Annotated in this window: 17 protein-coding genes and 2 pseudogenes; 1 reads left to right on the top strand and 18 read right to left on the bottom strand. The window is 39.0% G+C overall.

Annotated elements, in window-relative coordinates; genetic code table 11:
- Nucleotides 1-55 precede the first annotated feature (55 nt).
- Nucleotides 56-1,391 (bottom strand): annotated as a pseudogene (locus ACFX5U_RS15105) (GH1 family beta-glucosidase).
- Nucleotides 1,392-1,749: 358 nt separating this feature from the next.
- Here ACFX5U_RS15105 and ACFX5U_RS15100 point away from each other — a divergent pair.
- Nucleotides 1,750-2,250 (top strand): hypothetical protein, encoded by a 501-nt coding sequence (locus ACFX5U_RS15100; protein WP_400261249.1) that lies wholly within the window; start codon nt 1,750-1,752, stop codon nt 2,248-2,250.
- Between the two features lie 158 nt (nt 2,251-2,408).
- On the opposite strand, the gene ACFX5U_RS15095 is transcribed toward ACFX5U_RS15100, so the two are convergent.
- The 17 genes and pseudogenes from ACFX5U_RS15095 to ACFX5U_RS15015 all read right to left on the bottom strand — a co-directional run bounded on the left by ACFX5U_RS15095 (nt 2,409) and on the right by ACFX5U_RS15015 (nt 16,738).
- Complete coding sequence (locus tag ACFX5U_RS15095) at nt 2,409-2,636, bottom strand: heavy-metal-associated domain-containing protein (RefSeq protein ID WP_038699684.1); 228 nt, start codon at nt 2,634-2,636, stop codon at nt 2,409-2,411.
- 122 nt (nt 2,637-2,758) lie between these two features.
- On the bottom strand, nt 2,759-3,346 hold the full coding sequence (locus ACFX5U_RS15090) for a helix-turn-helix domain-containing protein (RefSeq protein WP_400261248.1): 588 nt from the start codon (nt 3,344-3,346) through the stop codon (nt 2,759-2,761).
- Nucleotides 3,347-3,378: 32 nt separating this feature from the next.
- Nucleotides 3,379-5,794, bottom strand: a pseudogene (locus tag ACFX5U_RS15085) (heavy metal translocating P-type ATPase).
- 211 nt (nt 5,795-6,005) lie between these two features.
- The gene (locus ACFX5U_RS15080) at nt 6,006-7,118 is read right to left on the bottom strand and encodes an L-dopachrome tautomerase-related protein (RefSeq protein WP_400261247.1); all 1,113 of its coding nucleotides are present in this window, start codon (nt 7,116-7,118) and stop codon (nt 6,006-6,008) included.
- Nucleotides 7,119-7,245: 127 nt separating this feature from the next.
- Nucleotides 7,246-7,422, bottom strand: coding sequence for a hypothetical protein (locus ACFX5U_RS15075; RefSeq protein WP_158500302.1), 177 nt, complete (start codon nt 7,420-7,422; stop codon nt 7,246-7,248).
- A gap of 419 nt (nt 7,423-7,841) precedes the next feature.
- On the bottom strand, nt 7,842-9,050 hold the full coding sequence (pcaF, locus tag ACFX5U_RS15070; RefSeq protein ID WP_038699676.1) for a 3-oxoadipyl-CoA thiolase: 1,209 nt from the start codon (nt 9,048-9,050) through the stop codon (nt 7,842-7,844).
- Between the two features lies 1 nt (nt 9,051).
- Nucleotides 9,052-9,528 (bottom strand): FUSC family protein, encoded by a 477-nt coding sequence (locus ACFX5U_RS15065; protein ID WP_051959971.1) that lies wholly within the window; start codon nt 9,526-9,528, stop codon nt 9,052-9,054.
- Between the two features lies 1 nt (nt 9,529).
- A complete protein-coding gene (locus tag ACFX5U_RS15060) occupies nt 9,530-10,876 on the bottom strand; it encodes a 3-oxoacid CoA-transferase (protein ID WP_400261246.1) in 1,347 nt (448 codons plus the stop codon).
- 10 nt (nt 10,877-10,886) lie between these two features.
- Nucleotides 10,887-11,171 (bottom strand): hypothetical protein, encoded by a 285-nt coding sequence (locus ACFX5U_RS15055; RefSeq protein WP_400261245.1) that lies wholly within the window; start codon nt 11,169-11,171, stop codon nt 10,887-10,889.
- The gene (locus ACFX5U_RS15050; RefSeq protein ID WP_400261244.1) at nt 11,146-11,667 is read right to left on the bottom strand and encodes an alpha/beta fold hydrolase; all 522 of its coding nucleotides are present in this window, start codon (nt 11,665-11,667) and stop codon (nt 11,146-11,148) included. Before ACFX5U_RS15050 ends, ACFX5U_RS15055 begins: the two co-directional genes overlap by 26 nt.
- 27 nt (nt 11,668-11,694) lie before the next feature.
- Nucleotides 11,695-12,480: a 1,6-dihydroxycyclohexa-2,4-diene-1-carboxylate dehydrogenase gene (locus tag ACFX5U_RS15045; RefSeq protein WP_038699672.1), complete on the bottom strand. Its 786-nt coding sequence runs from the start codon at nt 12,478-12,480 to the stop codon at nt 11,695-11,697.
- 12 nt (nt 12,481-12,492) lie between these two features.
- Complete coding sequence (locus ACFX5U_RS15040) at nt 12,493-13,014, bottom strand: FAD-binding oxidoreductase (RefSeq protein ID WP_400261243.1); 522 nt, start codon at nt 13,012-13,014, stop codon at nt 12,493-12,495.
- 1 nt (nt 13,015) lies between these two features.
- Nucleotides 13,016-13,504, bottom strand: coding sequence for a 2Fe-2S iron-sulfur cluster-binding protein (locus ACFX5U_RS15035; protein ID WP_400261242.1), 489 nt, complete (start codon nt 13,502-13,504; stop codon nt 13,016-13,018).
- A 10-nt stretch (nt 13,505-13,514) separates the two neighbouring features.
- Complete coding sequence (gene benB, locus ACFX5U_RS15030) at nt 13,515-14,000, bottom strand: benzoate 1,2-dioxygenase small subunit (RefSeq protein WP_280566292.1); 486 nt, start codon at nt 13,998-14,000, stop codon at nt 13,515-13,517.
- A gap of 11 nt (nt 14,001-14,011) precedes the next feature.
- On the bottom strand, nt 14,012-15,352 hold the full coding sequence (locus ACFX5U_RS15025) for a Rieske 2Fe-2S domain-containing protein (RefSeq protein WP_280566293.1): 1,341 nt from the start codon (nt 15,350-15,352) through the stop codon (nt 14,012-14,014).
- 132 nt (nt 15,353-15,484) lie between these two features.
- Nucleotides 15,485-16,414: a dioxygenase gene (locus ACFX5U_RS15020; RefSeq protein ID WP_038699664.1), complete on the bottom strand. Its 930-nt coding sequence runs from the start codon at nt 16,412-16,414 to the stop codon at nt 15,485-15,487.
- A gap of 33 nt (nt 16,415-16,447) precedes the next feature.
- Nucleotides 16,448-16,738: a muconolactone Delta-isomerase family protein gene (locus tag ACFX5U_RS15015; RefSeq protein ID WP_038699662.1), complete on the bottom strand. Its 291-nt coding sequence runs from the start codon at nt 16,736-16,738 to the stop codon at nt 16,448-16,450.
- Between the last annotated feature and the right edge of the window lies 1 nt (nt 16,739).

Raw genomic sequence — 16,739 nt, 5'->3', positions numbered from 1 at the left:
ATGTTTAGGGTGTTATGTGAAACGCAGGTTTGTTAGCTAGGAGTATTGACTCTGATTACTCGAGGAAATTTGCGTACCATTGTCCCGACGATTTGACAATGCGCTGTTGCGTCTGAAAGTCCACATGCACCAAGCCGAATCTGGGTTGATATCCCTCTGCCCATTCGAAGTTATCTAGAAAAGTCCATACAAAGTAGCCTTTCACCGGAATGCCCTCTTGCTTGGCCCGGAGAACTTGCCCGATGGTAGCTTGTAAATACTGCAATCTTTTAGTGTCATGAACGACGTTGTTTTCAACTTTATCTGGAAAGGCGGCACCATTTTCGGTAATGATCAGGGGTGGCATGTTGGGGTAGGAGTTGAATTTTTTCAAAATATGGTACATCGATTCTGGGTATACTTCCCAGTTCATTGCAGTCATTTCTACTTTACGGTCCTTTGCATTTACTATTTTTGCTCTTAGGTACGGGACAAATAAGGAATGCTTAATAATCTCGCGTGTATAATTTTGGACACCGATAAAATCCATATTAAATTTGAGGTCATTTTCATCATTGGCCTTCATATATTGCTCGATTCTTTTCAGGACCTTGATTTCACGAGTTGGATAACCCATTCCCAACAAAGGTTTCCAATAGTAACCGGTTGAGTAATACATCTGCTTTTTTAGCCGCAAGGATATCTTTTTCTCGGTCTGTGTAGGGTTCTATATGCGAACAAGAGAAGGTTGTGCCTACCGTGCTGTCCGGTTGTAAAGCTTTAATCACTCTTGCGCCAGCTGCTTGTGCAAGTGCTGCGTGGTGTGCTGCGGCTAAAAAGTAATCCAGCCCCTTCTTCCCTGGAGCATGTACTCCGAAGAAATAACCTGCAGCACTGAATACCGTTGGCTCATTCAAGACCATCCAATGCTTTACCCGGTCACCGAAGTGTTTGACACAGACAGCAACATATTCGGTAAACCAATCTTTGATATCCCGATTTAGCCAGCCTCCCTTTTTATCAAGTGCAAGGGGGAGGTCCCAGTGGTATAGCGTTATCCAAGGTGTGATGCCCAATTCTAGAGAAAGGTCGATAAGTCGATTGTAAAAATCGATTCCCGATTGGTTGACTTCACCTATACCATTTGGAAGGATGCGGCTCCAGGAAAGTGAAAATCTAAAGTGCCGAATGTTTAAACGATGCATCAAGTATAGATCTTGCGTATAACGGTTGTAAAAATCACAAGCGATATCTCCATGATGACTTTGAAATATCTTGTTTTTTTTCTTTACGAAGATATCCCAAATTGAAGGTCCTTTACCATCAAAGTCATGAGCGCCTTCAATTTGATAAGCTGCAGTAGATACTCCCCAGATAAAATCTTTGCCAAAGGCTTCCTTTTTTAAAAGCATTTATCCTGATGGTTATGGTATGATGGGTAAGACATTTTTTTTAACTTTTGTGGAATTTAAAAGGTGAGTAGAACGAACTAAATTGGCCAAGAAATAGACGGAAAACTATTTTATGGAAGAAATGAGTGATCGTTTTCATAATTCAAATGTTTTAAACCACAGTGAACATTAATTTGCTTTCCTAAAGCTACGAAGTTATTGTGTACAATTTATTAAATTCATGTTAAGTTTTTGATGGAAGGTTAGGTCTTTAACAGGTTGAGTGTTTAACTCGTTAAGAGTAGCTAAAATACCTAGTATTGGGTATGTTTTGATACCTATTTATGTCATTACTTTGTGTAACAACTTATAATTGCACATGCAGTTACCAAATCCATATCTCTTAAAGAATGAAGACTTTATGACTTTGATTCAGGTCATTTGTCCAAAGTGCAAGGATAAAGCGGTGGTTTTGGGCGGGAAACCATTTCGTAATATAGTGGAATACGAATCTGAAGTTCGTTTTTCGTGCGTTACCTGCGGCTTTGCCTTGGAATTTAGTAACATCCCTAAATTCACGTTGGATGCAAAAAGTAGGAAACAAGATATTCAAGCTAGAGTGTTGATGCTCAATACGTCTTGTGATCCTTTTTTTGGTTTTGATGTTTGGTATAGGGTAGATACGATGTATGGAATATTATGCGCTTATAATTTGGAGCATCTTAATGCCATTGAATACTATATAAGCGATATGAAACGGAATCGAAATGGGCTGCCTTATAAAAATAATAGTATGAGCAGTCGACTTCCGCAGTGGGTGAAAGCGACAAAGAATCGACCTTATTTGCTTAAAATCATCAAGAGGTTAAAGTTGAAATAATTGCATCACGCAACAGCTTTTCGGAAGTAGGGAATGGGGTATGAGCGGTACACTATAGCTAAAGATTTACATTGGGTGTTATTGCAGGCATAGGGATAGGTTGCTGCAATAACACCCGCTGTTCTTCTGTCTAGAAGAATTGTGACAAGCTAATTTGCTTAAGCATTTAAAGGCTCAATTGTAAAACCTGCATGCTGGACAATTTCGATAACCTCCTTTTCGGTCATCCCATCAGTTTTAATGGTCAGTACTTTGTCTTTTTTTGTCGTGTCGACCTCCCAATGTGCAATGCCTTTGTTATCGTTAAGAAAGGGCGTTACTTTCGTAACGCAGCCACTACAATTAATATTTGTTTTGAATTGAAAATTTTGATTATTGCTTTCCATGTTATTTTAATTTTATTATTTATTGATAATACAAAGATGGGTAAACATAGGCTGTTGAATTTTACGTTATTTCCTATTTGTTTTGTAATATTTAAGACAATACTATTAACCCATACAAATACTTATGACCGATTATCCGCTATTATTTGGTTCTCAATATGCGGAGTTTTATTGTGTCGCATTCGTTTATAGTAGGAAGAAGTGAATCCAGTGTGTTTTTTCAATTGATTGGAGAGATGGGCTGGACTGCTGTATCCTAGCATATTAGCAGTTTCTGATAAGGATTGATCTGTATTGGACAATAAGTCCTTTACTTTTTCAATCTTCCTTGAGATGATGAATCTTTCTAGTGTGCAACCCTCGGAGCTTGAAAAAAGAGCACTCAACGAACTATAGTCTCTGTGCAGCTCGTTGCTGATCCATGTCGAGAACTTAACAGACTCTCCTGTATGCAGTTGTTCCTGTATACCTTTTTCAACTGCATCTTTAATCTGATCGACGGTCTTTTGATGTTTGTCATATAGCAGATCAAATCCGTTTTTGTTGAGCATGTTTCGGATTACTTGTTCTTCCATGACGATATTACCTGTGTTTTTTAAAATGACCTCGCCCAGACGTATTGCTGCTATCTCCATCCCAAGTTTTTGAAATTCTTCAGTGAGCATGTAAATACACCTGTTGCATACCATTCCTTTTATCAATAATTTCATTTTTCGCTATCGTATTTTAGTTGCTTGCAGTATTATTTTTTCCATTTTAAGCGTAAGCTATTACTGACTACACTTACACTGCTCAATGCCATTGCTGCTCCAGCAATCATCGGGTTGAGCAAAAAACCATTGATTGGAAAAAGGATTCCTGCGGCGATAGGAATACCGATAAGATTATAGATAAATGCCCAGAATAGGTTTTGTTTGATGGTCGCTACTGTATGTTTAGAAAGACGAATCGCCTGAGATATTTTTGATAGATCGGATGAAATAATGGTCATCTTGGCCACATCCATTGCAATATCACTTCCTTTACCCATCGCGATACTCACATCTGCTGTTGCCAGTGCAGTGCTGTCATTAATGCCATCACCGACCATTGCTACTACTTTACCTTGTTGCTGTAATTTTTTCACAAAATCTGCCTTGTGCTGTGGTAGAACTTCTGCTTTGTAGTTGGTTATACCTGTCTGTTGTGCAATGGCTTTTGCTGTAGCCTCATTGTCTCCTGTGAGCATATAAAGTTCGATACCCATCTTCTGCAATTGCTTAATAGCTGCTATTGAGGTTTCTTTGATCTTATCTGAAATAGCCAATGCAGCTAAAGCGTGGGTATTGTCTGCAAACCAGATAACAGTTTTAGATTGCTCACTCCACTTATCCGCGTGAAGTTGCAGCTCATTTGCTATGGATATCTTATTTTCTGCTAATAATTTGGCATTGCCCACAAGGTATGTGACATTATTGTATGCTGCTTTTGCTCCTTTGCCAGTGATGCTTTCAAAATTGTTTAGCGTTATAGCAGTTGTATCTTTTAGATGTTTAACCACGGCCTCTGCTAATGGGTGTTCCGAATGTTTTTCTAAACTCAAAAGAATTTGTTTTGTAGTATCATCCTCTTGTACCCATTTTATATCTGTAACCTGCGGCCGGCCTTCTGTAATCGTTCCGGTTTTATCCAATACGATGGCGCTTACTTTTTTAGCTAACTCAAGGCTTTCAGCATCTTTGATTAAAATACCATTCTCGGCTCCTTTACCCACACCGACCATAATAGCAGTAGGAGTAGCTAGTCCCAAAGCACAGGGGCAAGCGATAACCAGTACTGTGACTGCCGCTAAGAGACCTTGAAACCACGCCGCTCTCACCACCTAAGATTACCCATAGCGTAAAGGTGACAATAGCAATACTGATAACCACCGGCACGAATATGCCTGCAATCTTGTCCACTAGCTTTTGCACAGGTGCTTTGCTACCTTGAGCATCTTGCACCATTTTGATGATTTGGGCTAACATGGTTTCTTTACCTACCTTTTTTGCAGTAAATTGAAAACTTCCTTTTTGGTTGATGGTACCCGCAAATACCTTTTCTTTTTCGGTTTTCAATACAGGAATAGGTTCACCACTTAGCATGCTTTCATCCACATAAGAGTTGCCTGATTTTACGATGCCGTCTACAGCAATTTTCTCGCCCGGTTTGACCACTATCACATCGCCAGCGTTTACTTCTTCGATAGGTGTTCGTTTTTCAGTACCATCGGATTGTATGATGGTGACCGTTTTGGGTTGAAGTCCCATTAACTTTTTAATAGCCGAAGAGGTGTTACCTTTAGCTTTTTCTTCTAGCAATTTTCCAAGGAGGATAAAAGCGATGATGACTGCTGCTGCTTCAAAATAAACGTGTGCTTCTAAACCTCTATTGTTCCAAAAATCTGGAGCAACCATATTGAATACACTGAAAATATAGGCAATCCCCGTACTTAGCGCAACAAGGGTATCCATGTTAGCTGAGCGGTGCTTTGCCTGTTTCCATGCATTGATAAAAAAGTCTTTACCCAACCATAGAACGACTGGTGTAGTGAAAAACCACATGATTTCGTTGCCATAAGGCATATCCATAAAGAACATACCAATAATGACCACAGGTAGAGCAAGTAAGACTGCCCAAATAGTTTTAAGCTTTAGTGTACGGAACTTTTTTTCGTGGATTCCTTCTAAAGTTTCCTGTTCTTTGGATTCATCTTCTAGGAGTAGATCGAATCCGATAGACTGAACTGCTTTTTGTAGTGCTAAGGGGTCTGTCATATTGGGTAGGTATTCTACCGATAGCCTTGCAGTTGCAAAATTAACGGAAGCGTTGACTACTCCTTCAGCATATTTGACACCGCTTTCTGTACTGATAGCACAGGACGCACAGGTCATGTTCAGTACAGGAAAAGATTGTTTTATGGTAGTGACACCGTAACCTAGGCCTTGAATGGCTTTAATAGCTGCAGATAGGGTCTCGGTTTCGTTAACTGTAATCTTTGCGCGATGGTTGTTCAGTTCTATTTTGTGGGTATCAATTCCCTTAACCTGTGCAAGGCCTTTATCGACGATTAGTGCACAGTGCTCGCTATCTACATCTTCTAAGGGAAGGTATATTGGTTTCTTTTTATTCGTTGCCATAATTTGTATCTTTTATTTTACGATACAAAATTGGGAACAAATAACGGCTAGAGTATTGCACTTTGATGGGAAAGAATTGTAAGATTTAAGCGGGAAGTAGCAAAATCAGCATGTTTGATTATTGTAGTTTATTGTAATACCGGACGGGTTTTATCATATACTCTATTTTGGAAAATAGTTCATTTTCGGTCAGAGAAATGGTACGGTACATTTATGGTTGAGGTAGTTTGACTTTGAATATACTATAGGGCAATTGTACGCGATTGACTCCGTTGTTCCACTTAGGATCTTTGAATAATTGCGCACATGAAAAATACAGATAACCGTCGGTGCCTATACCAAGTGAATCAGGCCATAGCAATCGTGGGTCTTGCACGAGCGTATGTAATTTCCCATCAGGGCTTAAATATTTAATGCTGTAATCCAAAGAGGTTGTTAAGTAAATATTTCCATGAGCATCAGCAATTAAACCGTGTGTGATACCTACATCGCCCATATCTTGTACTTTTGATTCCAATGTTGCTGGACTCAAAGTAGTATCAGCTAAATATTTCGTTTCAATGCGGTACAAATTGTTCTTGTTAATGGGTTTAAAATACAAGTACTTAAAATCTTGTGTCAATGCAATGCCATTTACGTTCGAGAGGAATGGTTTTCCTTCCTTGTTGCGCATTTCTGTTCCTTTATATTGAAGTACGATAGTAGAATCCGCCAGTGTAAACGAAGTGTTTTCCAATGTCTTTCTGTGTCTCCCGGTTTCTAAATCTAATACGATAATCGCAGCCTGTCCGGGGTCAGAAAGATAGGCCAGTTTTTTCTCTACATCGATTCGTACATCGTTGAGGCCAGATTTGGTTTTATCAAGATCATCAAATGTATAAATACGTTCTACTAGATTGGTTTTAGTATTAATTTTTAACAGCTTAAATTGTCCATCTGCAGGCTTGTCCGAATCACCAAAAATGGAACCCGATGAAGATGGTTTGGAGTCTAACACCCATAGATTATCCTGTGCATCTATAAACAGATCTTGTACACTTACAAAGTGTGAAGCCTCATCCCCCTGATGATTCCATGTGGTGTCGGGGTAGGGAATACGTTTTTCGTTCACAATCTCGGTCAGCCCATATTGATAGTCTTCGTTTTGTTTAGGAAAAGCGACAAACAATCGATTTGTAGAAGTGACACTTACACCAATAGCTCTATACGCTCCAAAAGAAGCTGCAACTTCCAAACTAGGGCTTATAGGAAGATTATCTTGTGCTTTCATGGTAAAGAACAATAAATGGATAAATAGAAAACATAATAACATCTTTTTTAACATATTCATTGGTTTTATTGAAAACTGTAAAATCGAATTTTACAAGACATACCTACATTTGTCTCTCTATATAGTAAAATTCGTGATACCTATTTTATAACGCTTCATCTTCCCTTATTGTTTTAAATGTCTAGCCTAGCTCTCTATATCCATCCCGTTCTTCCACGTCACGCATCATAGCATGAAACACGTGTGCAAGTGTTTCATGTCTGGTCAATGGCGGCTGCCCTTTCCTTAAAACATAATCGGTATACATACCTTGCTGCGCATTCCACTGAAGCCACAATAACAATTCCTGTCTTTTCATGGTAGGTAGCTTTGTGTAGAGCTCTTTTGCCTTGAGTAATCATTTGATTTTAAAATGTCTCCATATGTTTTGGTTGGTGTATACGGTATAATTCTTGAACAATTGGAAGAGATGCGAAGTGGATAGGTTATCGATCTTATCAGTGAAATATCCTGTATTATGGAATCTCTTTCTACAATGAAATTTAGCATTTACTTTTAAAGCTCCTGTAATCAATCAGGCTTTGGAGTTTTTCAATATATTTTATTTAAAAATTTATAGTACTCTAAAGTTGATTCCTATTACAGGAGCTGATGTGGTTAAATACAATGAATTTGTGCCCGAATAGTGTGAAATATTAGTTCTTCGTGCATCATCGCATTTGCGGGTTTGGTATTGAAAAATTAAGGTTTATCTAATATCCTGTTTTTATCAAATAATTAAACTCTTTCTATAATAATCGCATATCCTTGACCTACACCCACACACATTGTTGCTAAAGCATATTTTCCTCCAGTTTTTTGCAACTCTAGGGCGGCAGTGTAGGTGATACGCGTCCCTGACATGCCCAAAGGGTGACCTATAGCTATTGCTCCACCATTAGGATTAACTCTTGCATCATCATCAGCTAAGCCTAAAGCACGGCTACAGGCTAATACTTGTGCGGCAAAAGCCTCATTAAACTCTATTACATCCATTTGGTCCAATGTTAAGTTTGCCTTTTTTAAGGCTTTCTGACTGGCTGTAACAGGTCCAATGCCCATGATACGAGGCTCAACCCCGACAACTGCTGATGCTACGATACGGGCTATGGGTTTTAAATTGTATTTTTCGACAGCTTCTCCAGATGCAATATAAATTGCAGCAGCTCCATCGTTGAGTCCCGACGCATTTCCTGCGGTTACAGTGCCCGCTTCTTTGAATGCTGGTTTTAATTTTGATAAGGCTTCAATAGTGGAGTTTGACCGTACAAATTCATCATTGGTAAAAACAAGTGGATCCCCTTTTTTTTGAGGAATAGTGACGGGAATAATCTCTTGTGCTAGTCTACCATTTGCTATTGCTGCTGCTGCTTTTAACTGTGAAGTTAGCGCAAATTTATCTTGATCTTCACGAGAGATATGATACAAGTCTACTATGTTTTCAGCTGTCATTCCCATTGGATCCGTGCCATACATTTTTTTCATCTTAGGATTTACAAATCGCCATCCAAATGAAGAATCCTCCATTTTCGAATCCATTCCAAATGCCTTTGATGCTTTGGAAATCACCAAAGGGCCACGAGTCATATGTTCTACTCCTCCAGCGATAAATATATCGCCATCACCTGCTTTTATCGCACGATTTGCGTGGACAATTGCAGACATCCCCGAAGAACAGAGTCTGTTGATGGTTTCACCAGGTATGGTAACGGGTAGTCCAGCTAGTAAACCTGCCATACGGGCAATATTTCTATTATCTTCCCCGGCTTGGTTGTGACAACCTAGTATGACATCGTCTATGGCATCAATAGGTATATTCGGGTTTCTTTTTACTAATTCAGTAATGGGTATAGCCGCTAAGTCATCTGCGCGTACAGCAGATAATGTGCCTCCAAAACTTCCTACCGGAGTTCGGATTCCATCGATAATATATGCTTCTCTATTCATTTTATGTTCTTTTGAAGTTTTTATCAAAATAATTGAAAATATAAGATGTTACTAAAGTTACAGAAAGTCCAATCAGACAGCCTAATGTGACAAATAAAAATCGTTCTACAGGTGCCCAATAGCTATCTGTTTGATGTTGCATAAGGACAATCAGTAGTGCTACAATTGCGCTTCGTGCAACATTCATTAAATTGGCAAATCGACAGATACTAATGGCGACTAAAATCCCTATCGTTATTTTATAGATATCGTCAAGGGGAATAAAAAAAACTAAAAGCCCCGAAATCGATCCAATAAAATTTGATTTGCTTCTTTCTATCGTTAATTTTTTTGCATCCCTTTCATCTGGCGATATGACTAAAATAATCGATAGTAATGTCCAAAACAATTCAAACTGTGGAAATGCTTTAATAAGAAAATAACCAATTAAAAATCCTGCAATACAGCGGATAATGTAGGCTATAAACGGGGAATGCATGTTAAGATAGCTTAACGGCGAATTGAGCTGAAGTTAAGCCTTGTACTTCTTCTAAAGTTGCGCCTGGCATCAGTTCAATTAATGTTAAATTTCCATCAATAAATTCAAATACTGCTTTATCCGTAATAATCATATCAACCGCCTTGAGTGCTGTTAGTGGTAGATCACATGTAGAAACAACTTTAGCGTCACCATTTTTTTCGGTATGCATCATCGTGATGATGAGTCGTTTTGCTCCAGATGCGAGATCCATAGCTCCCCCGACACCCAATAAGGGTTGACCTGGTACCGCCCAGTTTGCTAAATTGGCTGATTCATCGACTTGTAAACCTCCCATAATGGCAACGTCAACATGTTTTCCTCGAATCATAGCAAACGAATCGGCTGAATCGAAATAAGATGCTCCTGCTAATGCGGTTACCGGAATTTTTCCTGCATTTACAGGATAGTCCATAGCACCACCACCATCAATGGGAGTGGGGCCTACTCCTAACATGCCATTTTCAGTATGTAGAATAATTCCGTCTTCTTCAGTGATAAGATCTGCAACTAAGGTAGGGATGCCAATACCTAGATTGACGACATCTCCTTTTTTTAGTTCTTGTAGAGCTCTTTTTGCCATATGCATGCGACTCTCGGATGCTTTTCGACTCGAAGATACGGATGCCGAACTCCCTAGGTCTTCCAAAGTTAAGGTCGCTTGTACGAGATAATCGACAAAAGAACCTGGTGTATGGATGTATTCTGGTGCTATTTCTCCTACGGCTACAATTTCTTCCACTTCAGCAATTACTAAATCTGCGGCAGTGGCCATCGCTCTGTTGAAGTTTTGCTCTGTCATTCGGTATTGAAGATTTCCTGCTGTATCTGCTTTCCAAGCGCGGATAAATGCCACATTACCACGTATGCTTGGAATAAAAACCTGTTCTACATCATTTAAGATCTTTGTTTCTCGACCTTCCGCGAGGGCAGTCCCTGCTGAGGTGGGGGTAAAGAAGCCTCCGATGCCAGCACCACCGGCACGAATTGCTTCGGCTAAAGTACCCTGTGGTAATAATTCATATGCTACAACACCATCTTGCGCTGCTTTTACAGCCTCAGGATTTGATGTAAAAAATGAACCGATCATTTTTTTTAATTGACCGTTTCGTAAAAGGCGACCGCCTCCAATTCCTACCTCACCTACGTTATTTCCAATGAAGGTAAGATTCTTCGTATTGGTCTCCGCTAAAGCATGCATGAGATGTACCGGATTTCCAGTCATCCCGAAACCACCTTGTAATAAGATATCATTATCTTTTACCATGGCAGCAGCTTCATGTAAGGATATTTGTGGTATGGATTTCATGTTGTTTTATTTAATGTTGTGTGAAATGTATAATATGCTTCGCAAATTCTTCGGGGTGCTCCATATTGGATAAGTGAGCCGCGTCCAGTGTCACTAAGCTTGCATTAGGAATCCGTTTTTGCATAAATTTGCCGTCAGTCAGAGTCGTTACCTCATCTGCTGTACCTGCTATAATCAACGTAGGTACTTCAAGCAAATGAAGCTGTTCTCTAAAGTCAGCTTGTGCAACGGCATAACAGCAGGCGGTATATCCTTGTAAGGTATTCGACTCAAAATTTTGTAGGATTTCGTGCACTTTTTGTGGTTCTTTTGCTCGATATGTTGCGGTGAAACCAGCGTTCAGCTGTTCCTGTTAAAATACTTTGTAGTCCATGTTCAGTAACTTGTTTTACGCGTGTACTCCAACCTTCTTCGTTTCCGATTTTTGCGGCTGTATTGCTGATGATTATTTTATTAAAACGTGCAGGATGATGTATACCTAGCCATTGTCCTGTTAAACCACCTATGGAGAGTCCACAAAAGTAAACATGATCTAATTTTAAATAATCTAATAATTCGATGACGTCATTTCCTAAATCTGCAATTGAAACCTTGTTTTGATGAATCGAACTGGCCCCATGACCTCTTTTGTCGTACCGCAGTATATTAAAGTGATGGCTTAATACATCAATATTATCTTCCCACATGTGGAGGTTGGTTCCCAGGGAGTTGGAAAGGACCAATGTCTTTTCATGTCCGAAGTTGTCAAACTGATAGTGACAAGTGAAGTTTGAAAATTGAATATTTGGCATTTTTGTATTTTAAATCATTAATTTATATTATCCTAGGTCTCCACCAGCAACAGGGATGGTCACTCCAGTGATATATTTAGCTTCGTCCGAAGCCATAAAGAGGATCGTAGCAACCTGATCATCAATAGTCCCATATTTTTTTTGTAATGAAGAGGAGATGGTTTGATCGACGATCTGTTGGTACCATATTTTTTCATTTGCCGATAGCGGGTTTTCATTCCTTGGTATGTGGCGCTCTGGAGCTTCAGTGCCACCGGGAGCAACTCCGACTATACGGATATTATTGGCCGCTTGTTCAAATGCTAAAGAAGCAGTAATTGCATTTACACCACCTTTAGCAGCAGCATATGGCACTCGGTTTACGGAACGTGTTGCGACAGAGGAAACATTGACTATTACGCCTCCGCCATTTGTTATCATGTGCGGTAGCACGCTTCTACACCCCCATAAGGTAGGAAACAGCGAGCGGTTGACTTCTTTGATGATTTCTTCTTCTTGATAATGTTCGAACGGTTTTGCCCAAATGGTGCCACCTACATTATTAATCAGAATATCGATTTTTCCAAAAGCTTGGATCGCTTGTGTAGATACTTCTTCGAATCCTTGGAAAGTTTCCAAATCCGCTTGAACTGCTATAACATCAAATCCGTTATCAGTTAAATTTTTTGTCAGCTCGAGTACTTTTTCTGAACGATCTACCAAGATCGTTTTTGCTCCTTCTTGTGCTACCCGCTCGGCGACACCTTTGCCAATACCTTGGGCAGCACCAGTAACGATGATAACTTTATTTTTAAATCTATCTTGAAAAATCATATGCTTAAAAAATTATACAGTAAGTGTTCCCGTTGGAATGAATTTCTCAGTATAAAAATTTTTAAAAGTAATTTGTTGCTGCTCTAGGGTAGTTTTTACAGCTTCTACCATAGCATTTGGTCCACAAATATAGATGTCGTAACTATCTTCTTTTAACTCCTCTTTATTCACCCATTGTGTCACAAAACCTGAAGCGAAGGTGTCAGACACCTCATTGGAAACACAAGGATAGGTTAACACTTGTAGGTTTTCAAAGCTTTGAATACGCTGTAGCTCCACTATGTTTTCAGCAGTAGTCGCGCCATAAAATAATTTTATGACCGTGTTATTGACTTCTTTATTTAGTTTCTCTAACATCGCAATAAAGGGAGCGATGCCTGTACCGCCAGCAAAGAATAATGTCGGAGCTGTGATATCTCTACTATAAAAACTTCCTAAAGGACCCGTAATACTTAATGTTTCCCCAACTTTTGCCTGTCTCAAGTAATCGCTCATCAAACCTGTGTTGGGAATAAGTCGAATGATGAATTCCATTTCATCTGTATCTGACAATGATGAGAAAGAATAGGAGCGTGTCTCTGATGAACCAGGAAACTAGGATGTTGGCATACTGTCCTGGTAAGAAAGTAATGACGGTACCATCTTTGATCTTGGTTTTCAGTTGGACAATTTCTGAAGACAAGAATACGAGTTCTGTAATCTCAGTTTCATAAGTTGTAACCTCTACTTTACAGGCTGTTGAACTGGCTAATATATCGACTACCATGTCCGATTGTGGACGCATTTGACAAGCTAATCCGTAACCTAGTTCAGCTTCTTCGTCCGTTAATGCTTCATCAATGTAATCTCCAGCATCAAATGTTCCAGATCTGGATAAGCATTTGCAGGTACCACATGCACCATCTGCACAGTCTAAAGGGATATTGATTCCTACTCGGTAGGAGGCCTCGGCTATCGTTTCATAGCCAGCAGTTTCAATAAAACGGGTTATGCCGTCTTCAAAATTTAATGCAACTTTTGCCATAATAATTGTTTTAAATGTGATATATATCTAAAACTTGACGGATATAATCGTTCTTAATGATGACCTTTTTATTGGAAATCAAAAAGGAATCATCGTTCTTTTTTAGGGTATAAAAACTAAGTCCGAAATAAGTATCCGTAGTTTTATAACGGAAGGATAGTGTATTCCAGTTAAAACGGATCTTCACTTCATCTTGATTTTCTTCTATAATTTCGACGTTCGTGATATAGTGACAAGTGCGAGGTTCTGGCATGGAAGCTGATGAACGCTCTGTTTTGATGCGAAATACTCGATCTTCTAATCCTCCCTTATTGGGGTAGTAGATGAGTGAAATCTCGGTTTGTGGATCTTGCGTAAGCTCGTCTTCATCATCCCAACCGGGCATCCAAAAAACACAGTCACTATCATAGCACTTCAACCATTCATCCCATTGCTTGTCATCTAGATGACGAGCTTCTTTGTATAAAAAAGCTAATATATTTTGGTGATTTATCATGATTTATCCTCTTAATCTTCAAGTTTAGTTTTAGAGAGTCCTGCCTTTAGTGAATCTTTCCAAAATTCATGTTGGGTAATAAATAATCCCTCGTCTTCGGATTTAATACCTGAGATGATTGGCTCGATACCCATTTTTTTAGCTTGCTCATCCTGCCCGTAGATCCAATGTGTAGCACCGCGGCTCATGTCATTGTATTTTAAAGCGGTAGAACTGTAAGCGATCTGGCAGGAACGGAATTCTTCTAGATCATCTGGAGTTCCCATACCTGTCACGTTGAAAAAATCTTCATATTGTCGTATACGTATAGCACGCTCATCTGAAGACTCTTCTTTGGGAGCGAAGCAATAGATTGTAATTTCAGATTCATTGACGGATATAGGTTTAATCACACGGATCTGTGTTGAGAATTGGTCCATCAAGAATACATTTGGATACAAACCTAAATTACGAGTCATATTGACCATGAAACCAGCTTTCTCTTCGCCAAATTCGGAGATTAGACGGTCCTTTTGTTGATATATTGGGCTGACTTCAGGATTCAATTTGTTGGTCCACAATAAAATATGGCCGTTGTCAAAACCATATACACCAGCAACAGATTTTGACCAGTTGTTGGCATCTACAGCCTTTGTTCCTTCTTTTTCATAGTCACGTCTACCCATGGTAGCGACATAATTCCAGTGTACAGAAGACACATGATAACCGTCGGCACCATTTTCCATCTGCAGTTTCCAGTTTCCACTGTAGATATAGGATGATGAACCATTTAATACTTCTAAACCTTGTGGAGCTTGATCTACAATTTGGTCGATGATTATTTTTGAGTCGCCTAAATATTCTTCCAAAGAAACTACCTCTGCGTTCAACGATCCGAATAGGAATCCTTTATAGGACTCAAATTTTGCCACTTTAACGAGGTCATGAGAACCTTCACAGCTGAATTGCTCTGGATAGCCTCCAGATTTCCCATCTTTTACTTTTAATAACTTACCAGCATTATTAAATGTCCAACCGTGGAATGGGCATGTAAATGAGGCTTTATTTCCTTTTTTATAACGGCATAATTGTGCTCCTTTATGTGTGCAAGAGTTGATCAAAGCATGTAAATCTCCTTGCTTATCTTTCGTAATGACTATCGATTGCCTTCCTATCGTAGTGGTGTAGTAATCATTGATATTTGGAATTTGAGATTCGTGCGCAAGGTATACCCAATTGCCTTCGAAAATATATTTCATTTCCAATTCAAACAATTCTTCATTTGTGAAGGATTCCCGATTATGACGGTATATGCCCTTTTCTTTATCGTGAATTACTAGACTATCTAGATATTCGGAAGTTACTCGATTCATAAGTTAAAATTTAAGACAATAAGCACTTTCTTCGAACCATAACAATTCAAATTTTTGGTATTAAAAAAAAGTGAAAAATCTGGATTTAAAAGTAATGTTCAAATCCATTAATTGACAGAATACTTTAGTTTATTAGGATTCTAAAGCAGCTCTTTTTCTGTTGTTTTCTCCAGGAGCAGCGGTAATGATCTCACGAACCATATTGAAATCAAAATTAATTTTTGCGAAAGCTTCAGTTTTTCCATATTGGGTAGCGTCTTCAGCAGAAATTCGTTCAATTTGAGGTACCAGTTCTGGACGCGTTGCAAATGCAAAATCATCGAACAATAATGGATCACCATCAATATTGATTTGAGTCGTTAATTTTCTGAAACCTGGTGCAGTTACGAAAAAGTGAATATGCGCAGGGCGAGCTCCATGGCGACCTAATAACTGCATTAATGTATCTGTAGAACCATTAGGAGGACAAGCATATCCAACAGGTACAAAGGACTTGAATTCATATTTGCCGTCTTCAGCCACATTGATTGCGCGACGCAAGTTAAATTCAGGTTGTGAAGAGTCAAAATGCGAATATAATCCTTTTAAATTGCAGTGCCATATTTCAACTTTTGCCTCTGGGATTGGATTTCCTTTTTCATCACGTACTACACCACTCATATAAAGACGTTCTGAATCCGCTTCAATTTCGGTCTCTAATTCTGCATAAGAGGTGGATTCTGGTGATCCAGCAACGTATAGAGGGCCTTCAATCGTGCGTGGAGTTATATTTTCGATACCAGCTTGCTCATCTTCCCAGTCCATCATTACGTCTATAAATTTCTCAATGCCTAATCCAGCATATACCAATCCATATTCATTGTTTTTTCCAGTTTGAGTAAGCCAATCACAAGCTTTCCACATCTCTTCAGATGTGATATCCAGATCAGCCATTGCATTGAACAAGTCTTTCAGTAGACGGTTTACAATCGTTTTTACTCTTTCATTTCCCGCATTTTCATTTTCCGAAGATTGAATTAATGCTAAGGTTTGGTCGATAATTTTTTGATCTATTCTTTTCATGTGAAATCTGATTATTTTTTTAAATATTTTTTATTAAATTAATGTATCTTTTAGGGCATTTGGATGTTTGCAAATACTCGTTATTTTAATTGTCATATATGGGAATAAAGGCAATGAGCTGATGATGCTGTGTAGTTCATCCGGACTTTCTACATCTAAAACGCTGATGTTCGAATATTTGCCAGCTACTCTCCAGAGATAAACCCATTTTCCTGAATTCTGATGTCCCTGTGAACAGGCTTTCTCGCGTGTTATATAATCTGAAATTTTTTCCTCACTCCAAGTTTCTGGAATCTTAACATCCATTTCAACTACGTAAACCATA

Source organism: Sphingobacterium sp. SG20118, assembly GCF_044740685.1.
Lineage (GTDB): Bacteria > Bacteroidota > Bacteroidia > Sphingobacteriales > Sphingobacteriaceae > Sphingobacterium.
The sequence above is the reverse complement of the archived record's forward strand: the minus strand, read 5'-3'. Positions and strand labels throughout refer to the sequence as shown.